At 62.4% G+C, this 19,774-nt stretch carries 19 protein-coding genes and 1 pseudogene; 4 read left to right on the top strand and 16 right to left on the bottom strand.

Going from position 1 to position 19,774, the window contains the following annotated elements; all coding sequences use genetic code 11:
• Positions 1–7 precede the first annotated feature (7 nt).
• Complete coding sequence (locus tag K6M89_RS00265) at positions 8–1,525, top strand: phospholipase D-like domain-containing protein (RefSeq protein ID WP_097580941.1); 1,518 nt, start codon at positions 8–10, stop codon at positions 1,523–1,525.
• On the opposite strand, the gene K6M89_RS00270 is transcribed toward K6M89_RS00265, so the two are convergent.
• Positions 1,472–2,434: a lysylphosphatidylglycerol synthase domain-containing protein gene (locus K6M89_RS00270; protein ID WP_222137990.1), complete on the bottom strand. Its 963-nt coding sequence runs from the start codon at positions 2,432–2,434 to the stop codon at positions 1,472–1,474. The genes K6M89_RS00265 and K6M89_RS00270 overlap by 54 nt on opposite strands.
• A gap of 123 nt (positions 2,435–2,557) precedes the next feature.
• Here K6M89_RS00270 and K6M89_RS00275 point away from each other — a divergent pair, with 123 nt between their 5' ends.
• The gene (locus K6M89_RS00275) at positions 2,558–3,286 is read left to right on the top strand and encodes an endonuclease/exonuclease/phosphatase family protein (protein ID WP_222137991.1); all 729 of its coding nucleotides are present in this window, start codon (positions 2,558–2,560) and stop codon (positions 3,284–3,286) included.
• A gap of 78 nt (positions 3,287–3,364) precedes the next feature.
• Here the strand turns inward: K6M89_RS00275 and K6M89_RS00280 are convergent, their stop codons facing one another.
• The 13 genes and pseudogenes from K6M89_RS00280 to treZ all read right to left on the bottom strand — a co-directional run bounded on the left by K6M89_RS00280 (position 3,365) and on the right by treZ (position 10,837).
• On the bottom strand, positions 3,365–3,616 hold the full coding sequence (locus tag K6M89_RS00280) for a hypothetical protein (RefSeq protein ID WP_097664542.1): 252 nt from the start codon (positions 3,614–3,616) through the stop codon (positions 3,365–3,367).
• 82 nt (positions 3,617–3,698) lie between these two features.
• Positions 3,699–4,202, bottom strand: a complete 504-nt coding sequence (locus K6M89_RS00285) for a hypothetical protein (RefSeq protein ID WP_222137992.1) — start codon at positions 4,200–4,202, stop codon at positions 3,699–3,701.
• 130 nt (positions 4,203–4,332) lie between these two features.
• A complete protein-coding gene (locus tag K6M89_RS00290; RefSeq protein ID WP_010026897.1) occupies positions 4,333–4,596 on the bottom strand; it encodes a hypothetical protein in 264 nt (87 codons plus the stop codon).
• 100 nt (positions 4,597–4,696) lie between these two features.
• The gene (locus K6M89_RS00295) at positions 4,697–4,927 is read right to left on the bottom strand and encodes a hypothetical protein (protein ID WP_097581059.1); all 231 of its coding nucleotides are present in this window, start codon (positions 4,925–4,927) and stop codon (positions 4,697–4,699) included.
• A 211-nt stretch (positions 4,928–5,138) separates the two neighbouring features.
• Positions 5,139–5,386: pseudogene (locus K6M89_RS00300) on the bottom strand (hypothetical protein).
• Between the two features lie 67 nt (positions 5,387–5,453).
• Entirely contained in the window at positions 5,454–5,855 is a 402-nt protein-coding gene (locus tag K6M89_RS00305) for a hypothetical protein (RefSeq protein WP_222138352.1), read from the bottom strand.
• Between the two features lie 135 nt (positions 5,856–5,990).
• Entirely contained in the window at positions 5,991–6,152 is a 162-nt protein-coding gene (locus K6M89_RS00310) for a hypothetical protein (protein ID WP_170964797.1), read from the bottom strand.
• A gap of 80 nt (positions 6,153–6,232) precedes the next feature.
• On the bottom strand, positions 6,233–6,421 hold the full coding sequence (locus tag K6M89_RS00315; protein WP_222137993.1) for a hypothetical protein: 189 nt from the start codon (positions 6,419–6,421) through the stop codon (positions 6,233–6,235).
• 9 nt (positions 6,422–6,430) lie between these two features.
• Entirely contained in the window at positions 6,431–6,613 is a 183-nt protein-coding gene (locus tag K6M89_RS00320) for a hypothetical protein (RefSeq protein WP_222137994.1), read from the bottom strand.
• Positions 6,614–6,624: 11 nt separating this feature from the next.
• Entirely contained in the window at positions 6,625–6,840 is a 216-nt protein-coding gene (locus K6M89_RS00325; RefSeq protein WP_222137995.1) for a hypothetical protein, read from the bottom strand.
• 89 nt (positions 6,841–6,929) lie between these two features.
• Positions 6,930–7,130 carry a hypothetical protein gene (locus K6M89_RS00330; protein ID WP_064685548.1) on the bottom strand — a complete coding sequence of 67 codons (201 nt, stop codon included), beginning with the start codon at positions 7,128–7,130 and terminating at the stop codon, positions 6,930–6,932.
• 15 nt (positions 7,131–7,145) lie between these two features.
• Positions 7,146–9,053, bottom strand: coding sequence for a 4-alpha-glucanotransferase (gene malQ, locus K6M89_RS00335; RefSeq protein WP_222137996.1), 1,908 nt, complete (start codon positions 9,051–9,053; stop codon positions 7,146–7,148).
• Between the two features lie 26 nt (positions 9,054–9,079).
• Positions 9,080–10,837 (bottom strand): malto-oligosyltrehalose trehalohydrolase, encoded by a 1,758-nt coding sequence (gene treZ / locus K6M89_RS00340; RefSeq protein WP_246642289.1) that lies wholly within the window; start codon positions 10,835–10,837, stop codon positions 9,080–9,082.
• 181 nt (positions 10,838–11,018) lie between these two features.
• On the opposite strand from treZ, the gene K6M89_RS00345 reads away from it, so the two are divergent.
• Both K6M89_RS00345 and K6M89_RS00350 read left to right on the top strand, forming a co-directional pair.
• Entirely contained in the window at positions 11,019–11,300 is a 282-nt protein-coding gene (locus K6M89_RS00345; RefSeq protein ID WP_010028205.1) for a type II toxin-antitoxin system ParD family antitoxin, read from the top strand.
• On the top strand, positions 11,300–11,605 hold the full coding sequence (locus tag K6M89_RS00350) for a type II toxin-antitoxin system RelE/ParE family toxin (protein ID WP_222137998.1): 306 nt from the start codon (positions 11,300–11,302) through the stop codon (positions 11,603–11,605). Before K6M89_RS00345 ends, K6M89_RS00350 begins: the two co-directional genes overlap by 1 nt.
• 74 nt (positions 11,606–11,679) lie before the next feature.
• Here K6M89_RS00350 and K6M89_RS00355 read toward each other — a convergent pair whose 3' ends face one another.
• The gene (locus K6M89_RS00355) at positions 11,680–13,353 is read right to left on the bottom strand and encodes a response regulator (RefSeq protein WP_222137999.1); all 1,674 of its coding nucleotides are present in this window, start codon (positions 13,351–13,353) and stop codon (positions 11,680–11,682) included.
• A 10-nt stretch (positions 13,354–13,363) separates the two neighbouring features.
• A complete protein-coding gene (locus K6M89_RS00360; RefSeq protein WP_222138000.1) occupies positions 13,364–19,666 on the bottom strand; it encodes a HAMP domain-containing protein in 6,303 nt (2,100 codons plus the stop codon).
• Between the last annotated feature and the right edge of the window lie 108 nt (positions 19,667–19,774).

The raw sequence follows: 19,774 nt of genomic DNA on the forward strand, positions 1-19,774 counted from the left end.
GGCAACCATGACCGCGTTAGAAACCATGCTCAATCAACCCTACCTGCTTAGAACAAAAGCGCAACAGCCAGGCGGCGGTGAAAAACAGGAACTGGAAGGCTACGCCGAAAAAGCCGCCTTCCTGATCAATGGCAACCGGTATTTCGCCGAACTGGCGCGCGCGCTGCGGCAGGCGCGGCGCAGGGTCTGGATCGTCGGATGGGACTTCAATCCTGATATTCCGATGGAGCCGGAAAAATCCGGCGAAACCTTGGCCGAGCTGCTGCATGCCCTGGCAGAGGCAAATCCGGCGATCGAGATACGCATCCTCATCTGGACGCTCGGACCGATCTATTCGGGAAAATCCCTGCAGGTGCTTCGGAAGAAAAACTTCCCGAGGAATGCCAGGATCGATCTGCGCTTCGATCTTCAAAACACCGTGCGCGGCTGCCATCATGAGAAACTCGTCTGTATCGACGATGCCGTCGCCTTCATCGGCGGCATGGACCTGACGTCGCGGCGATGGGATACGAGAAGCCATCGCGCCAAGGAGGCGCTGCGACGTGATCCCGAAGGCGTGTCCTACGATCCGCTGCATGACGTTCAGGCGATGGTCACCGGCGACGCCGCCAGGCTGATCGGCGATATCGCGCGGCGGCGCTGGGAAAACGCCACCGGCGAAAGCCACGGATCGCTTGCCGAGAGCTACCCTTTCACATGGCCGGACGATCTTGCCGTTTCGCTGAAGCAGATCCCCGTCAGCCTCGTGTTGACGGAGCCGGCGACGATTTTCCGCACCGGGATCAGCGACGGCATCGCCTCGACACTCGATGTCATCGCTCGGGCGCGGCGGCAGCTTTACATCGAAGCGCAATATCTCGCCTCCTTCCGCATCGCCGACGCCCTCGCCGCGCGGCTGCAGGAGGAAGATGGCCCCGAGATAGTGGTCATCTGCACGCGCCGTTCGCATGGCCTGATCGAAAAACTCTTCATGGGCGGCAATCGCGACCGCGTCATCCGTCGCATCAAGCGCGCCGATCGCGCCAATCGGTTCAGGGTCTATTATCCCGTCGTGCCCGGGCCGCCAGTGCCCGGGCCGTCAATGTCCGGGTCGCCAAAGGACGACGAGGTGGACGTGCTCATCCATTCCAAGCTGATCATTGCCGACGACGAACTGATCCGGATCGGCTCCTCCAATCTCAACAACCGCTCGGAGGGATTGGATTCGGAATGCGACATGCTGCTCGAGGCCGGCAATGACGAACATCGCCGCCGAATCGCGGACTTGCGCGATCGCCTGCTGGCCGAATATCTCGGAACGACCACGGAGACCTTTGCCGCGGCCTTTGCACGGAGCGGCTCGATCATCCGAGCAATCGATAAGCTCAACGATGGGCCTCGGGGCTTGCGGGAATTTGCTGTCGATCTGTCGGGCAGTATTTCGCCGATAAGAGGCACCGCGTTCTTCGACCCGGCCCGGCCCTTCGGGCTCCTAAACCGACTGGGCCTCGGCGCGCTCTTCCGTCTCCTCGTCCGCCCCGCGTGATCGACGCCGGAAGATCAGTTCGCTGACGACAAGAAGCGTGATGCCGAGCGCCAGCGGAATGAAAAAATAGCTGCAGCGGAATGCAATCAGCGCGCCGATCGAGGCCTCCTGCGGCACGACATAGGAGACCGTCGCCTCGAGTACGCCGAGACCGCCGGGGACATGCGTCGCGAGGATTGCGGAATTGGCGAGCACGTAAGCCGTCACCGATTTGAAGAAGGCAACGTCGCCGAAGACCGAGAGCATCTGGTGCAGGCAGGCGGACACCAGCATGAAATTGATCGTCCCGACCCCGATCTGGGCAAGCGCGATCGAAAATCGCGGCAGTTGAAACGACCAGTGCCAGAGCCGCAGCCTACCGCGGATGAAAAACGCCAGCCCCGCATAGACGACCGGCACGACGAGCGCCAGCAGACCGAAAAGGCGGGTGCTCGCCGGGTCGATGCGCAGCAGACGCGCGGCATCGCCGGGATTGACGATCAGGGCAAGGCCGCCGAGCGTGATCAACCCGAGGCCGACGGTGACGCCGCAGAACAGGATGATCTTCGCCACGTCCACGGCCGTCAGGCCCCAGCGGGAATAGTAGCGATAGCGGAAGGCGCCGCTGCTCAGTCCCGCAAATCCGATATTGTGGCCGAGCGAAAGGCTGATGAAGGAGGCGAGCACGATCTTCCGGTAAGGCAGGGATTTGCCGAGCGAGCGGATCGCCAGCAAGTCGAAACAGCTCAGGCATAAATAGGATGCCGCCGCAAACAGGAGTGCTGTGCAGAAGCTCGGAAAAGGTATGCTGCGGACCGATTGAACGATCTGCTCCAGGCTGTACTGGCGGAAGATCCGATAGAGAAGAAAGCCCGCGATACAAAGGGCGGCAACGAGCAGTCCATTCCAGATTGCGTTTTTCAGACTCATCGATTGTCCGTTTCGAGGTGCGAGCGCCATGGCTCGATCATCTGGAACGATCAAAAGAGTTTTGTGTTCCCCTCGGGGAGAACGAACCCTGTCTCTCGAGGGGAGACCAGCTTTAGCGGGCCTATGCCGGATAGATCGATCAAGCTCCTGACCTATAACGTGCACAGCTGCATCGGCAACGACCGGAAGCTCGACCCCGGCCGCATCGCGTCGGTCATTGCCGAGGCTGGAGCCGATATCGTCGCCCTGCAAGAAGTCGATGTCTTGAGACGTCGGACCGGCGGCGTCGATCAGGCCCATGCGATCGCCTCGCTGCTGAAGATGCAGGCGCATTTCCATCCGGCGCTGTCGGTTGCCGAGGAGCAGTATGGCGATGCGATCATCACCGCGCTGCCGACAGGCGCGGTCAAGACAGGCCCTCTGCCCTCCATCGGCGAACAGCGCGGCGCGCTTTCCGTCGAAATCCTGGTCGGCGACAGGAAGCTCCTGGTGATCAACACCCATCTAGGCCTTCGCGGGCGCGAGCGCATCCGGCAGATGACGACGCTGCTCCACGCGGGCTGGCTGCGCGGCGCGGCGAACGAACCTCTTCCCTGCATTCTCTGCGGCGATTTCAATGCCATTCCATCATCGGCGACGTATCGACTTGCCGCGCGGTCGTTGAAGGATGCCCAGCTCGCAGGCAAGGCCGCGGCGAAAGCGACCTTTCCCTCCCTCTACCCGCTGATGCGTCTCGACCACATCTTCGTCACCGACGATCTCGTCGTCAAAAAGGCCACTGTCCTGCAAAATCGGCTGACGCGGATCGCCTCGGACCATCTGCCTCTGTTTGCGGAAATCGGTTTCGCCTGAGGACGTTTCTGCAGCTGATCGACCAGTTCCAGCTGGAAGAAACGGACAGGCGTGGCGTGGCCGCTGCCGGAGGGTGAGTCAGTGACGGCTGTAGAGCGGCGGCGTCACATCTTCGTCTGCGAGGTCGGGATAAAGCTGCCTGCGGGTGCGGGCGAGCGCTTCTGCCTCCCGGCGATTCCGTTCCAGCAGAACGGCGGTGACGTCCTTAAAGGGCTCGCCGTCCGACAAGGCGACGCGGACGGTACCGCCCTGCGAGAGGAAGTCGCAGAACGACCGCATCGAGCGAAGACGCGTCGTAATCTCGATATAGCGGTCGTCATGTCCAGCCATATTCATCTCCCTTCCAGACCGTAAGATGGCGCGAACACTTCGGCGAGAAGATGGCGCTCGTTTCAGCCCATCCGGTCGGACATCAATCTCTGGCAAGCTTCCGGTTGATCGCAGCGGCGGCCAGGGGCAGCGCCGCGGTCGCCACAGCCCCGAGAGGCAAACGCCGAATCCCCCTGGTGACGACGAAGGCCGCTGCCATCGCGCCCGCCAGCTTGAGCCATGGCCGGTCACCGAGTTGGGCATGGGCGCTGGCATCGGCCCAGCGAGCATTTTCGGTCAAGACGGTTGCGGCCTGCCGCCGGATCACCTGCAGACGAGCCTGGAGGTTTTCGAGCTCTTCCCGCAACTCCCTGAGATGGCCTTCCAGAGCATGTCCTTCGGCGGTCTCGACGGTTTCCGCCACATAGGCGTCGAACGGAATCTCCCCGCCAAGCGTCGCGAGATAGGCGCGGTATTCGGCCTCGCTCGCGAAACCCTCGCGCCTGATGAGGTCAGGATTGATGTCTGCCTCTTCTTTATTTGCGAGCGGGATGCCGGCGTCGTCGAGCCTATTGTCGGCGCCAGTGCCGGATTCGTTCTTGAACATGATGCGTCTCCCGTGTTTCCTCACCGCAGAACGCCCGATGGGCTCAAATTGATCCCACTCGCCGACCTGGCCCTGCGGGCTCACGCATGTCGCTGCCGCAAACCGCTGCACACTTTTTGCGCGACATGCCTTAATCAAAAAGCTCGCCGTGTCCAATCTGCTCCCGCTTGCCCGGCACCTCGCTGATGATCGGATCGTCGGCAGGATCGGGATCTTTTCTGTTGGCCTCGTTCAAAAATCGCGCGGCCTCGAGGAATGCGACCGATATTTCCTCGGTCCCCCATCCGGCTTCATTGGCGGCAGCAATCAGCTTTTCCAAAGCGTCGCGTGCAGCAGCGCTCGCTTCTTGGAAGCGCTGAGCGGGAGCTTCGGCTTTCGGCCGTGGAAAGGTCATCGTCTTCCCTCCATAGACTGGCTATCGAGGATGAACGCAGTTCCCGGGAAATGGATGCACGATGAGGACGATTTAGCTGCGGATGCGCCGATTTTCTCTCTCAGATGACCGTTCGCAACAGAAACGGGGAACGCTCCAGCGGACGCTGGGCGAGGATTCTGAGCATCGCCGAGCCCTGTATGCCGGTCGTGGTGCGCGAGCGGCCATCATGATAGACGACCGTCATGACCTGGCCACGAATATCATAGCGTATCTGCGCGATCGTCCGGGTGTGAACCGGAAATATAAATTCGTCGGGCTCGGATATCTGCCCGGAGGTCTCCAAAGTCATCGCCCATGCCCCAACGATAATAGCGCCCCTGCCCCTCATTTTCCGCGTTCCAAAGCGCATCCGGCCTGGAAATCGGAAGCGCCGAACGCCCCAATCAAGCACATATTGCCTCCACGGTCGCGTGACATCGGCGTGACATCCGATCCGTGTTGGAAAAACTGTTTTATAACATCAACTTAGGAAATCGCGATGCGCTGCTAAAGTCACGCGATCAGTGCAACGTTTTCTCTAACGCGTGGCCGTGAGCGGCCTGCGGCCAGCATTCGATGTGAGTGCGAGCGACCGGACCGCCTCGTCCACGCCAAAAATCACGTCGCTCAACCGTTCGATCTCACGATCCAGTTCATACACCTCCGCCTCGTCGAGGTCATCCCCGTCAAGCAGCCGCCTCGCCGCTTCGATCAAGCGTTCCGTCCGCCCGACGATAGTAAGAGCGCTGCGTATAATGATGTCGAGCATCCGGTTTTCCCTTGGCGCGTGACAGAGCCTCGGGCAAAATCGGGGTGCTGACAATCCTGAAATCTTGTCAGATCCGCTGGCGCATCCTGTCGTAGAAGTCCCTGACGTCTCGCAAGGCGGATGGCTCGCGACGCGGCGAGGAGAGATGTGAGGCAAAGGCGAACACACCCGCGACAGCAGCCACGAGCATAACCGTTGCAAGCGGATAATGTTTGACCACGGCCTCGGTCTGATGGATCGCTTTTCCAGCACTGTCCTTCGCCGATCGCCCGGCCTCCAGCACCTGCTGCTGGAGCATGTCGATCTGTTTCCGCAATGTGCTCAATTCCACGCGCAGGTCCTCTTCGGGCTGCCGGGGGATGCCGACGGATGCGGTGTTGGTATCGATAATGGCTTTCGGCACCGGTTCGCCGAGCTTGGCTCGGCTGGTGTCGAGGGTAGTCGTCTCACTGTTCTTGCGCCGCGGCATTTTCACATCTCCCAAAATCAACATTTCCGACCTCGCGGTCCCTCCATGGAACTGCTTTGATGATCGATTGACAGCGCATGTCGCGACCACGCACAAGCTGCCTCGCGCTCGCGCCTCAATGATATTGTCGGACGCCTAAAGCTCGTCGCTGCGACGCCTTACCGCGTGCTTCAAAGCCAACAAGTGTCTGCGCCGCTCCAGCATGTAGTCGGCATAACCGACGCAGATAAACAGCAGTGTCGGGCCGGCGTAGATGACGATGAGAGCCAATGCAACAAGGATGAATGCGGTCGTCATGGTCTGTCTTCCATCATGTTGATCCTATGAAGCGACGGACCTCATCCCTTCGGCTGGTTAGTCCGCCGCCAGTCTGCCCCTCACTTCCGCCGCGGGTCGTGGCCATGGTGGCGATCATGCTCGCCGCCACCGCCGGAGACCTTGCTTTGCGTGCGTTTGTCCGGCTCTGCTGCCGGCTTCTGAATGTCGAGCGGCGCCTTGGCATTTTCATGCGAAGCGCCCGGACCGCCCTGGCGGATGGTCGCGGCGCTCTTCTTGGACGTAGACATCGATGCCTCCTAGCGGTCCTGCTGATGGCCCTGATGGCTGGTATTGATCTTACTGTTGCCTTGCTGACCCTTCTTATCCGGGTCTTCGCCACCGCTTGCGATTGCGGCGTCTTCTGCCTTGGTCTTCGTCGGCTTGCCTGCGCCCTTGCTGCTGACGTTGCCGGCTGGAATCGGAGGTAGCCTGCTGCTCATCACGCCTCTCCTCAGTCGGGGTCTCGGTTGGAGCTGTGATCCGAATATTGCTCGGTCTGAACCGTCTTGCCGTCCAGGCCGCGCTCCTTGGAATGTTGTGTCTTGTCGCGGTTCGACAGGACCATATTTCCAGGAAGCTGCTCTTCTTTGAGATCGGTCATGGCGCCGCTGCCGTCACCTTTTCCCTTCGCGCCAGCGCCGATATGTTTCCGGTCGGCATGTGCCATGGTTTTCTCCTTGGTCGTATCAAACAATCCAGTTCCACCGAGGTTCCGGGATCGAAGGCAAGTCAGCCGGGTGGACCGCCAGGACGACCCTACCGCTCGTCGAGATGCCGCCGCAACTCGTCCTTCTGGATGAAGCGGTCGGTATTGCCCGGCTCGTGATCGGGATGCGATATTTCGACATCGAGATCATCGGGAAGCGCGAGCGCCTGCCTGGCGTTCATGATGCCGAGAGGGACACGCCCTTCTTCGGTATCCACCGCGACTTCGACCAGCTGTTTCTTGGAAATCATCTCGGCGATCCTTTCCTATCTATTCAGAATCCGCCGGCGTCCTATTCGTTCCCTTGCCACTTGATTTTGCGGCCTTTCCGCGCGCATCGCCTCCGTTACGCGCTGGACGAGCGGGCACGACATCATGTCCTCGAGCGAAACCGACAGCTTCGGCTTCCAATTCGGATAGCTGTCGCTAGTGCCGGGAATATTGGTCGGGGTTTTCTCATCCGTGAGATCGGCAAGGCGAACCGCAACGAGAAGGGATGGGGTTCTGGCGATGAAGCGATAGGCGTTGACAGTCAGCTGCCTCAACGCCTCCCGACTTGCCCTTGCGTCAAGACGCTGCGGCAAGCCGAAACCGGCGGCCCTAAGCGCCGCCTTCAGGCGTCGCCGCTCGTGCTTGCGGTGCTCGAGATGCTTTTCAGTGAGATCCGGCGGCACGATGCCGTGCTCGCGCCGGTCCTGAATGTCGGCGCCGCGCCACCAGCCGGCCAGGGTCTGATGATCGTGCGTCGAAATGCACGCCAAGGCAAGAATGGGATAGGCAGCCGCCGGCTTGAAGCCGTCGTCGTCCTGTTCATAGGAAAGGATCCGATAAGAGAGAATTCGGGCCGCCGCCAAATCATCTGGCAGGTCTTCGGGGATCATCCCCAAGGCTTCGCCAATGACGAGGCATCGATGCTCGGCCGACGTCTCGGCAAGGATCCGCAGGAGCCGATCCTGCGGATAGCGGACATAGCCGCCGCCCTCCGGGCTGGCGCCGAGCGGCACCAGAAAGAGGCGGCGAAGCGCCGGGACATGGTCGATGCGGATCGCGCCCGCATAGCGCATGGCGGCGCTCACCATACGACGGAAGGGAGACGTTTTCCCCGATGCGATCGTGGAAGGCAGATAGCCAGCAAGATGCCAGTCCTGCCCGTCGATGGCGAAGGGATCGGGAGGACTGCCGACGGTGGCCTCAGAAATATAGACATCCGGCTCGCTCCATGTCGCTGAGCCGTCAACTGCTTCGCCGACGGCAAGATCGAGATAGAGCCCGATCCGCATGCCGGCCTTCCGCGCCCGCTCGGCCGCCTGCATCAGCTGCCGGTGGGCGAGCCATTGCAGCCACATATGGAAGCACACATCGTCTTCATGTTCATGTTCGAATTCGGCGACGGCAGCGCTGTCGCGGCGCTGGAAATCGGACGGCCATTGCTGCCAGCCGGCGCCTGCGCCACGAGCCGCCATGGAAAGCGACAGGCATTCGAAAAGAGCGTGCCGCCGCAGGCTGTCGCCGCCTTGCTCGACGAAGGCGTCGAAATCCCGGGGATCATAGGCCTTGTCGGTCGCGGCTCGCGCCCGCCACTCCGGCCAGAGATCCCGCAGCGCTTCAAGCTTGGTTCGTGCGACGCCGGCGTAATCCACGAGCTCGGTTCGGCGAAGGCGTTGCAATTGCCGCTCGAGGTCGGCATTGCCGGCAAAGCCCGGCAACCGGTCGACGGCGATATGGAGCGGGTTGAGATGCTGGCGGCTCGAGGGCTCATAGGGGCTGCAGCGATCGGGATCGGCGAGAAAGGGCGCGTGAAGCGGGTTGAGACCGATGAAATCGGCGCCAAGTGATCCCGCCAGATCTGTCATAGTGGACAGATCCTCGAAGTCCCCGATGCCCCAGTTGCGCGCCGAGCGAAGCTCGTAAAGCTGTAGGCTGATGCCCCAGACGCGCGTGCCGGACAGAAAATCCGGGAGGTATGATCTTGGGATCTCCTTGAGCGTCGGCTTCGGCTCCTGCCGCGTCCCGGCCGTCTCGCGCTCAGCCGCTGCCGACAAGTCGACCTTCAGTGCCGAAAGCAGCTTGCGCTTGGTCGCGCTGGAGATCGCCACTTCCCGATTGTCGGGACTGGGCCTTGTCGGGCTGATGCCGTGCCGACGGGCGAGCCTTTCGATCTCCGCGGGCCTCATGGTTCGATCGCCTTCATCTCAGCCCCTTACGCTTTGCTGATGCTCCAGAGCACCGTCCAAGGTGCAAGATCGCCATCGTCATTGCGGCCGAGACGGAAGATCGTCTCGCCGTCCTCATGCTGAGGGCCGAGCGTCGCGGCCTCGTCACTGATATTGGCGCTGAGGTGAAGGCGCCGGTCGCCGGCAAACGTCCAATCCACCGCCACTGCAGTGCCGGCCGACCGGTAAGCCGCTTGTCCGGCGCCGCCTTTCAGCAAGGGAATGATTCTTTGATGTCGCAGATCGAGAAGCGTCCTGTAGAAATCGAGGGTCTCCGAGGAGGCGCGTTTCGACCAATCGAGCTTGGCGGCAGCAAAGGTCGACGGCGCCGTCGGGTCGAGAAGCTCGTCGGCATCGAAGCCCGGCAGGCGCGACAGTTCCTCGCGCCGGCCTTTGCGGACTTTGTCGTTCAGATCCTCGTCGAAATCGCAGAAAAACGGAAAAGGCTCTTTGGCGTCCCATTCCTCGCCCATGAACAGCATCGGGATCTCGGGCGCCAGCAGGTAGATTGATGTGACGGCCTTGATGGCATCGGCCGGGCTCGCGGCCATGATGCGGTCGCCGAGCGCCCGGTTGCCGATCTGGTCATGGTTCTGGATGAAGGACACGAAGGCGGTCGGCGGCAGGTGGCCGCTCGGCTTGCCCCGGCTCGCGCCGCGATAACGCATATGCTCACCCTGGAACACGAAACCTTCCGCCAGCGCGCGGCCGAGCTTATCGGCATCGCCGGCGTAGTCGGCATAATAGCCGAAGATCTCGCCGGTCGCAGCGATATGCAGCACATGGTGCAGGTCGTCGTTCCACTGGGCCGTGAACAGCCGCGCCGCGCCGTTCTCATCGCGCTGCAGCAGGTCGCTGTCGTTCTCCTCGTTCTCGACGATCAGATGAACCTGCCGGTCGCCGGCCGCTGCCCTGACACGACGGGCCAGCGCATGAAGAAGATGTTCCCTGCTGTCGTCCTTGATGGCATGGACAGCATCGAAGCGAAAACCATCGAGCCGGAACTCGGTGATCCAATAGAGGGCGTTCTCGATGATGAATTCGCGGATCATCTCGGAGCCGTCGCCGTCATAATTGACGCCGTTGCCCCAGGGCGTCTTGTGATGATCGGTAAAGAGGGGCGCGTAGGACGGGATATAGTTCCCGTCCGGCCCGAAGTGATTGTAGACCGCATCGAGGAAGACCGAGATGCCGCGCTCATGCGCCGCATCCACCAGCTCCATCAAATCTTCGGGCCGGCCGTAGCTGCTGTCGGGCGCATAGGGAAGCACGCCGTCGTAGCCCCAGCTATAGCGGCCCGGGAATTCAGCGACCGGCATGATCTGCAGCGCCGTCACGCCCAGCTCCCGCAGATGGTCGAGACGCTCGATCGCAGCCCTGAAAGTTCCCTCCGCTGTGAAGCAGCCGATATGCAGTTCGTAGATGACCATTTCTTCCCAAGGCCGGCCGGTCCATTCGCTGGTGTTCCAGCGATAGGAAGAAAGGTCGACCACTTCGCTCGGACCATGCACATCCTGAGGCTGGAAGCGTGAGGCCGGATCGGGAACTTCGAGACCATCGGGCAGCACGAAACGGTAGCGCGTGCCGGTTCCGGCATCCGCGACCATGCAGCGATGCCAGCCATCGTCGTCCGCCTCCATCGGACGGGGATCCGCGCCTTCGATCCTCAACGATACGCTTTCGTGCAGAGGAGCCCAGAGGCGGAACAGAATGCCGTCTTGGCTGAATGCGGGGCCGAACGTCATTTTGGTCAAGGGAGAGCCTTTGATGAATGGACGGGATCTGGGTAACTGTCGCGGGAGCAAAAAGTTTCGTCTGCAAGCCGGATGTGGAAAGCTGCGGCTGTCAGCGGTGTTTCGGCTGAGGAAGAGTAGGATTCCATCCCATCATGTGCTATTAAGATGCAGATCAATAGGAGTGCAATCGATGCGTTCGACGCAGCAAATGAGCATCACGCTGCCCGTGGAAATGGCGAAGCTGGTTAAGCAGCGAGTGTCCAACGGCGATTACGCCTCAGAGAGCGAAGTCATTCGCGAAGGTCTGAGAGCTTTGCAAGAACGCGAAAACGCTGTCGAGCATTGGCTTCGAACGGAAGTTGCGGCCACCTATGACGCGTATAAGGCCGATCCCACTAAAGCTAAACCCCTCGATGAGGTCTGGAGGCGCCTTGAAGCGCGCATGGACGAGATCGATCGGGAAGAGGATTGATGAAGCACTATCAAATCCGCCTGACCGATGAGGCGGAGCTGGATTTGGCGCGTATCTATGGTTTCGTTCGTACAAAATCCGCGTCTGCCGCTGTCGCCCGCGATTACGTGGCCCGCATCAGGACCTTCGTGGGTGGGTTCGAGATGTATCCAGAACGCGGCAGCCTCCGTGATCATGTTCGCCCAGGCCTGCGTATAGTCGGCTTTGAGCGCCGGGTAAGCGTAGCGTTCGTTGTCGAGCCTACCGAGGTCGTTATCATCCGTATCCTCTACGCCGGCCAGCGGTTTGAAAGCGAGGAAAGCTAGCAGCTTTGGACTAATCAGAATCGCACGCTGCCCGCCTATCAAATATGATCCGCGCCTGCCACTCGCTTCGTCCATCACGCCGCCGCGACTTTGTCCCGGAGCGCTTCGTCCATGGCCGCCTGAAGCTGCTCTTGGGTGAACGGCTTCGTCATCCTGAGCATCCGGCCGAGCCCCTGGTCCTCGGTAAGCTCGACATAGCCGGACGCGAGGATCACGGGCAGGTTGGGGAAAGCTGCACGAAGGTGGCGCGCGAGCTCGGCGCCGGTCATGCCCGGCATGGCGTGATCGGTGATAACAAGATCGCACTCCTGTCCGCCGGCGAAGAACTCCAGAGCCTGGGAAGCGGAAGCCGCTTCCCACGGCAGGTGTCCAAGGTCCTCCAACATCGCCACGGTTCCGGTCCTGACGAGCGCATCGTCGTCGACGACAAGAATGGAAAGCGATCGCGACACCGGCTTCACGGGTTCTTCGGCCGCCGGCACGACCGCCGGCTGCGCCTTGGTGAAGCTCTCGGCGACGGGCAGCCAGAGGGAGACGGTGGTGCCCTTCCCTCTCGTGCTCGAAATCTGGATCGAGCCGCCCGATTGCGCTGCCAGGCCGTGCACCATCGACAGGCCGAGACCGGTGCCCTTGCCGATCCCCTTGGTGGTGAAAAATGGCTCGGCGGCACGCAGGACCGTCGCCTCGTCCATCCCCTCGCCATCGTCCGAGACCGATATTTTGATGTAATTCCCGCCCGCAAGGCCGGTCGGCCGTGCCTCTTCCGCCGCCGCGGCGACTGTCACCGCGCCGCCGCTTTCGAGCGCATCCCGTGCATTGACGAAGAGGTTGAGCAGCGCCAGCTCCAGCTGGTTGCTGTCCACCAGCAGCGGCGCCAGATCCGCCGGGATGCACTTTCGGATCTCGACGCGCGGCCCCACAGCCTTAGCGAGCAGATCCTCGACGTTTTCGAACAGCCTGAGGAAGTCGACCGCCTGCGGCTTCAGCTCCTGTCGGCGGGCGAAGGCGAGCAGGCGCTGAGTGAGCGCCGTGCCGCGCTCGGCCGCCTGGATGGCGTTGGTCACCAGGCGTTCGCTGCGCTCATCCGCCGGCAGGCGCTTCTTCAGCAGGCTGAGACTGCCGAGCACCGCCATGAGAAGATTGTTGAAGTCGTGCGCAACGCCGCCTGTGAGATGACCGATCGTGTCGAGCTTCTGCGCTTCGAAGAGCTGCGCCAGCGCCTCCTCGCGCTCGCGCGTCCGTTGATCGATCCGGTGCTCGAGTTCTTCATTCAGCTGGCGCAACTGCGCCGCCGATGTTTCGAGCTCGGCGGTGCGCTGGTGTACCCTCGCCTCCAGCTCGGCATTCAGGCGCTCGAGTTCCCGCGTCTTCCTGTAGAGATCGGCAAACACCCTGACCTTGGCCCTCAGCACTTCGGGCACGATCGGGACGGAGACGTAGTCGACGGCGCCGACCGCATAGCCGCGCAGCCGGTCCGGTTCGGCCAGCATGACGGCGGAGACGAAGATGATCGGCGTATTCTGATAGCGCGGATGCTGCCGGATCATGCTGACGAGCTCGAATCCGTCCTGTTCAGGCATGCAGACGTCCACGAGGATGACGGCGATTTCGGTGCGCAGCAGGTGCTCGAAGGCTTCGCGGGCCGATTGCGCCTTGATGAGATTTTCCTCGAGCTCTTCGAGAATGACCTCATAGCTCAGGAGCTTCGCGGGCTGGTCGTCGACGAGGAGGATGTTGACGGGGTTCATGGCCGGATCCTCAGCGGTGCAGCCACATGCGCAGAGCCGACAGGAGCTGCTCGGTATTGACGGGCTTCGCCAAGTAATCCGACGCGCCCGCCTCCAGGCATTTCTCCCTGTCACCCTTCATTGCCTTGGCCGTCAGCGCCAGGATCGGCAACCGCCGGAAGCGGGGCTCCGAGCGGATGACCTGCATCGTCTCGTAACCGTCCATCCCGGGCATCATGATGTCCATCAGCACGATCGCAACGGAGGGTTCGTTGTTGATGACGTCAATGGCTTCGCTGCCGGTCGTCGCGGTCAGGACCCTCATGCCGCGGCGCTCCAGCACGCTGCTGAGTGCGAAGATATTGCGGGCGTCGTCGTCGACGAGCAGCACGGTCTCGCCGACGAGATCCTCGTCCGAACTATGCAGTTCCCGCAACGTCGCCTGCTTTGCCGCCGGCAGATCGGCAACGACCCGATGCAGGAACAACGCCGTCTCGTCGAGAAGCCGCTCGGGGGACTCGACACCCTTGACCACGACGCTGCGGGCCATGCTGTGGAGCGTCGCGTCCTCCTCCGCAGAGAGCTCCCTGCCGGTGAAGACGACCACCGGCACCTCGCCGATCTCGGCATCGTCGCGTATCTGCTCCAGCACGTCGAAGCCCGACATATCAGGAAGAGAAAGGTCGAGCACCACGCAGTCGGCGGAATTGCGCCGCAAAGCGGCAAGCGCCTCGGATCCCGAGCCGACGCTGGTGATGTCGATGTCGTCATGTCCGAGAAGCGCAGTGACGCTCAAGCGCTCCGCCTCGTCGTCTTCTACGAGCAGCAGCTGCTTGCGGCGCGGCTCGGCATAGGCCTTCAGGCGCGACAGCGCCTTGCCGAGACCTTCCGGCGTCGTCGGCTTGCTCATGAAGGCGAAAGCCCCGCGCGTCAGCCCATGCTGCCGATCCTCGTCCAGACTGATGATCTGCACCGGAATATGCCGCGTCTGCGGGTTCTGCTTGAGCTGGCTCAGCACTGTCCAGCCGAGCATATCGGGCAGGAAGATATCGAGCGAGATCGCCGATGGCTTGTAATCCTGCGCGAGCGTCAGGGCGTCGCTGCCGCGCATCGCCACCAGCACCTTGAAGCCATTGTCGCGGGCGAGATCGACCAGGACGCGGGCGTAATGCGCGTCGTCCTCGACGACCAGCAGCACCGAGTCACCCGTCACGATCCGGTGGCGATCGTCTGCGACATGTTCGGTAGGCTTCTCGGCGCGGCGGCTTGCCGCTGCCTCGGCGAATTCCACGACATTCGCCGGCGGCGAAACCGGCCTGGGTGCAACCGCACCGGCGCCGACATAGGTGAGCGGCAGGTAGAGGACGAAGGTGCTGCCGACGCCAGGCGTGCTGCGCAGCTGGATCTCGCCGCCGAGCAGGTTTGCCAGTTCGCGGCTGATCGCCAGCCCGAGGCCGGTGCCGCCATATTTGCGGCTCGTCGAGGCGTCCGCCTGCTGGAATGCCTCGAAGATGATACGCTGTTTCTCCGGCGGGATACCGATGCCGGTATCGACGACTTCAAAGGCGATCACCGACGGCGCGTGCCGGAGCGAGGGGTGATCCGACGACCAGCCGCTCGTCGCCGATGCGACGCGAAGCGTCACGCCGCCCTGCGCGGTAAACTTGAAGGCGTTCGACAGCAGGTTCTTGAGGATCTGCTGGAGCCGCTTCGAGTCGGTGATAATGCTCTTTGTGACGTCGGCGCCGACCTCGACCGCGAAGGACAGGTTCCGCGTTTCCGCTTCGTGCCGGAACGGTCGCGCCATCACTTCGAGCAGATTGTTGACGAAGATCTCCTCGGCATCGACCGAGACCGTTCCGGACTCGATCTTGGAGAGATCGAGAATATCGCTGATGAGGTTGAGCAGATCGGTGCCGGCGCCGTGGATCGTCTTGGCGAACTCGACCTGCTTGCCCGACAGGTTGCCGTCGGGGTTTTCCCCGAGCTGCTGGCCGAGGATGAGGATGGAGTTCAGCGGCGTGCGCAGCTCATGCGACATGTTGGCGAGGAATTCGGATTTGTATTTCGAGGTCAGCGCCAGTTCGGTCGCCTTTTCTTCCAGCGCGCGCCGCGCCTGCTCGATCTCCTGGTTCTTGGCCTCGACTTCGACGTTGCGTTCCTCGAGCTGCTGCGCCTTCTGCCCGAGCTGTTCGTTGGTCTGCTGCAGTTCGCGCTGCTGCGTTTGCAGTTCGGCGGCGAGCTGCTGGGATTGCTTCAGTAGGCCTTCGGTCTGCATTGTCGCTTCGATCGAGTTGAGAACGATGCCGATCGAGGTCGTCAGCTGGTCGAGGAAGGAAAGCTGCAGCTCGGTGAATTCGCCTGCGGAGGCGAGTTCGATAACCGCCTTCACCTGGCCCTCGAAATGCACCGGCAGCACGATCGCGCTTCTCGGCAGAGTGGTGAACACGCCGGAGCTGATCGGTACGACATTGTCGGGCAGATCGGTGACCAGGATGCGGCGGGCATCGCTCGCGCACTGGCCGACGAGGCCCTGGCCGAAGTCGAGCCGCGGCGGATGCGCCGCCTCGCCCCCTTGTGCATAGACCGAGAGCAGCGACAGGAACGGCTGGCTCTCGTCGGCATCCACCTGGTAGATGACGCCCTGATGGGCGCCGACCAGCGGCGCCAGCTCCGACAGCAGCATCTTGCCGACCAGCGTCAGGTCGCGCTGCCCCTGCAGCATGTTGGTGAAGCGCGCCAGGTTGGTCTTCAGCCAGTCCTGCTCGGTGTTGCGCTCGGTGGTGAGCCGCAAATTGTCGATCATCGTGTTGATGTTGTCCTTGAGCTCGGCCACTTCGCCGCGCGCATCGACCTTGATCGAGCGTGTCAGGTCGCCCTTGGTGACGGCGGTCGCCACTTCGGCGATGGCGCGCACCTGCGTCGTCAGGTTGGCGGCGAGCAAGTTGACGTTGCCCGTCAGATCCTTCCAGGTGCCGGCCGTGCCCGGCACGTTCGCCTGGCCGCCGAGGCGGCCCTCGACGCCCACCTCGCGCGCCACCGTGGTCACCTGGTCGGCGAAGGTGGCAAGCGTGTTGGTCATGTTGTTGATGGTTTCGGCAAGGGCGGCGACTTCGCCTTTGGAGGCGACGGTGAGGTTCTGCTTCAAGTCGCCGTTCGCGACCGCCGTCACCACCTTGACGATGCCGCGCACCTGCTCGGTGAGGTTGGCGGCCATGACGTTGACGGTATCCGTCAGGTCCTTCCAGGTTCCGGCGACGCCTGGCACCTGCGCCTGGCCGCCGAGCTTGCCCTCGGTGCCGACCTCGCGGGCGACGCGCGTCACTTCGCCGGCAAAGGCGTTGAGCTGGTCGACCATGGTGTTGATGGTGTTCTTCAGTTCGAGGATCTCGCCCTTCACATCGACGGTGATCTTGCGCGACAGATCGCCGCGCGCCACGGCCGTCGTGACCTCGGCGATGTTGCGAACCTGGGTCGTCAGATTGGCGGCGAGCAGGTTGACGTTGTCGGTCAGGTCCTTCCAGGTGCCGGCGACGCCGGGAACAACGGCCTGACCGCCAAGGCGGCCATCGGTGCCGACTTCACGGGCCACACGCGTCACTTCGCCGGCGAAGGAACGAAGCTGGTCGACCATGGTATTCAGCGTGTCCTTCAGCAGCAGGATTTCGCCGCGCACGTCGACGGTGATCTTGCGCGACAGGTCGCCATTGGCGATCGCGGTCGCCACCTCGGCGATGTTGCGCACCTGCGCCGTCAGGTTGCCGGCCATCGAGTTGACGCTGTCGGTCAGATCCTTCCAGGTGCCGGCCACACCGGAGACCTGCGCCTGACCGCCGAGCTTGCCTTCGGTGCCGACTTCGCGGGCCACACGGGTGACTTCACCGGCGAAGGCGTTGAGCTGATCCACCATAGTGTTGATGGTGTTTTTCAGCTCGAGGATTTCCCCCTTCACGTCGACGGTAATCTTGCGCGACAGGTCGCCGCGCGCCACGGCGGTCGTCACTTCGGCAATGTTGCGAACCTGGCCGGTCAGGTTGGAAGCCATGGAATTGACGTTTTCGGTCAGATCCTTCCAGGTGCCGGCGACACCCGGCACCTGCGCCTGGCCGCCGAGCTTGCCTTCGGTGCCGACTTCGCGAGCGACGCGCGTCACTTCCGAGGCGAAGCGGTTCAGCTGATCCACCATGGTGTTCAGCGTTTCCTTGAGCTCGAGGATTTCGCCTGAGACCGACACCGTGATCTTCTTCGACAGGTCGCCGTTGGCGATGGCGGTCGAGACTTCGGCGATGTTGCGCACCTGCGCCGTCAAATTGCCGGCCATCGAGTTGACGCTGTCGGTCAGGTCCTTCCAGGTGCCGGCGACGCCGAGCACATTCGCCTGGCCGCCGAGCCGGCCTTCCGTGCCGACCTCACGCGCCACGCGCGTCACCTCGCCGGCAAAGCCGTTCAGCTGGTCGACCATCGTGTTGATGGTCTCCTTCAGCTCCAGGATTTCGCCCGAAACCGGGACGGTGATCTTCTTCGACAGGTCGCCCTGGGCGACCGCGGTCGCGACTTCGGCGATGTTGCGCACCTGGCCGGTGAGGTTGGAGGCCATGGAATTGACGCTGTCGGTGAGGTCCTTCCAGGTGCCGGCGACGCCGCGCACATTGGCCTGGCCGCCGAGCCGGCCTTCGGTGCCGACTTCGCGGGCGACGCGCGTCACCTCGCCGGCAAAACCGTTCAACTGGTCGACCATCGTGTTGATGGTTTCCTTCAGTTCCAGGATTTCGCCCGAAACCGGCACGGTAATCTTCTTCGACAGGTCGCCATTGGCGATGGCGGTCGAAACCTCGGCGATGTTGCGCACCTGCGCCGTCAGGTTGCCGGCCATCGAGTTGACGTTTTCGGTCAGGTCCTTCCAGGTACCGGCGACGCCGCGCACATTGGCCTGGCCACCGAGCCGGCCTTCGGTGCCGACTTCGCGGGCGACGCGCGTCACTTCCGAGGCAAAGGCGTTCAGCTGGTCGACCATCGTATTGATGGTTTCCTTCAGCTCGAGGATTTCGCCCGAGACCGAAACGGTGATCTTCTTCGACAGGTCGCCATTGGCGATGGCGGTCGAGACTTCCGCGATGTTGCGCACCTGTGCCGTCAGGTTCGAGGCCATCGAATTGACGTTGTCGGTCAGGTCCTTCCAGGTGCCGGCGACGCCCGGCACCTGCGCCTGACCGCCGAGCCGCCCCTCGGTACCGACCTCGCGGGCGACGCGCGTCACCTCACCGGCGAAGCCGTTCAGCTGATCGACCATCGTGTTGATGGTTTCCTTGAGTTCCAGGATTTCGCCCGAGACGTCGACGGTGATCTTGCGCGACAGGTCGCCGCGCGCCACGGCCGTCGTCACCTGGGCGATGTTGCGCACCTGGGCCGTCAGATTGCCGCACATGGCATTGACGCTATCGGTCAGATCCTTCCAGGTTCCGGCGACGCCCGGCACCAGCGCCTGGCCGCCGAGCTTGCCTTCGGTGCCGACCTCGCGGGCCACACGCGTCACTTCCGAAGCGAAGGAGCGCAGCTGGTCGACCATGGTGTTGATCGCTTCCTTCAGCTGCAGGATTTCGCCGCGCACGTCGACGGTGATCTTCTTGGAAAGGTCGCCGTTGGCAACGGCGATCGTCACCTCGGCGATGTTGCGCACCTGTGCCGTCAGGTTCGACGCCATCGAGTTCACGCTTTCGGTCAAGTCCTTCCAGACGCCGGTCACCTCGGGCACCTGCGCCTGGCCGCCGAGTTTTCCGTCGGTGCCGACCTCGCGGGCGACACGCGTCACCTCCGAGGTGAAAACGCTCAGCTGCTTGATCATCGTGTTGACGATATCGGCCGAGCGCAGGAATTCGCCCTTGAGCGGCCGGCCGTCGACGTCGAGGGGCACGGTCTGCAGCAGGTCACCCTTGGCGACCGCGGTGATCGTGCGCGTCACCGCCGTCGTCGGCCACAAGAGATCGTCGATCAGGCCGTTGATCGATCCTTCCATCTCGGACCAGGACCCATCGGAAAGGCCGAAGCGCACCCGCGTGCTCGTTCGCCCGTCGCGGCCGACGACCTGGCCGACATGTTCGAGCTGCTGGGCCATGCGCTGGTTGGCGGCAATAATGTCGTTGAGGGCGTCGGCGATCTTGCCGGTGACGCCGGTGAGATCAGAGCGCATTCGCACGGAGAAATCACCGCGCCTGACCGCGACCAGAACCTCGAGAAGCGCGCTGGCCTCATCGAACGCCATGGTTGTGTGGTTTTGCCCATTGAGGCTCTCTACCGCAGCGTTGTCACGCGCGAATTCGCCGGTTTGGTTGCTCACGAAAATCCCCCTCTTCGACGACCGGTAATTTAGTGCTCAATTTGGAAAATGGTATGGGCCATCCCCGGTAGAGCCTATCATGATTTATTATTCAAAATGAACTTAAGA

Origin of the sequence: Rhizobium croatiense (assembly GCF_019793465.1) — a bacterium.
GTDB classification, from domain to species: domain Bacteria; phylum Pseudomonadota; class Alphaproteobacteria; order Rhizobiales; family Rhizobiaceae; genus Rhizobium; species Rhizobium croatiense.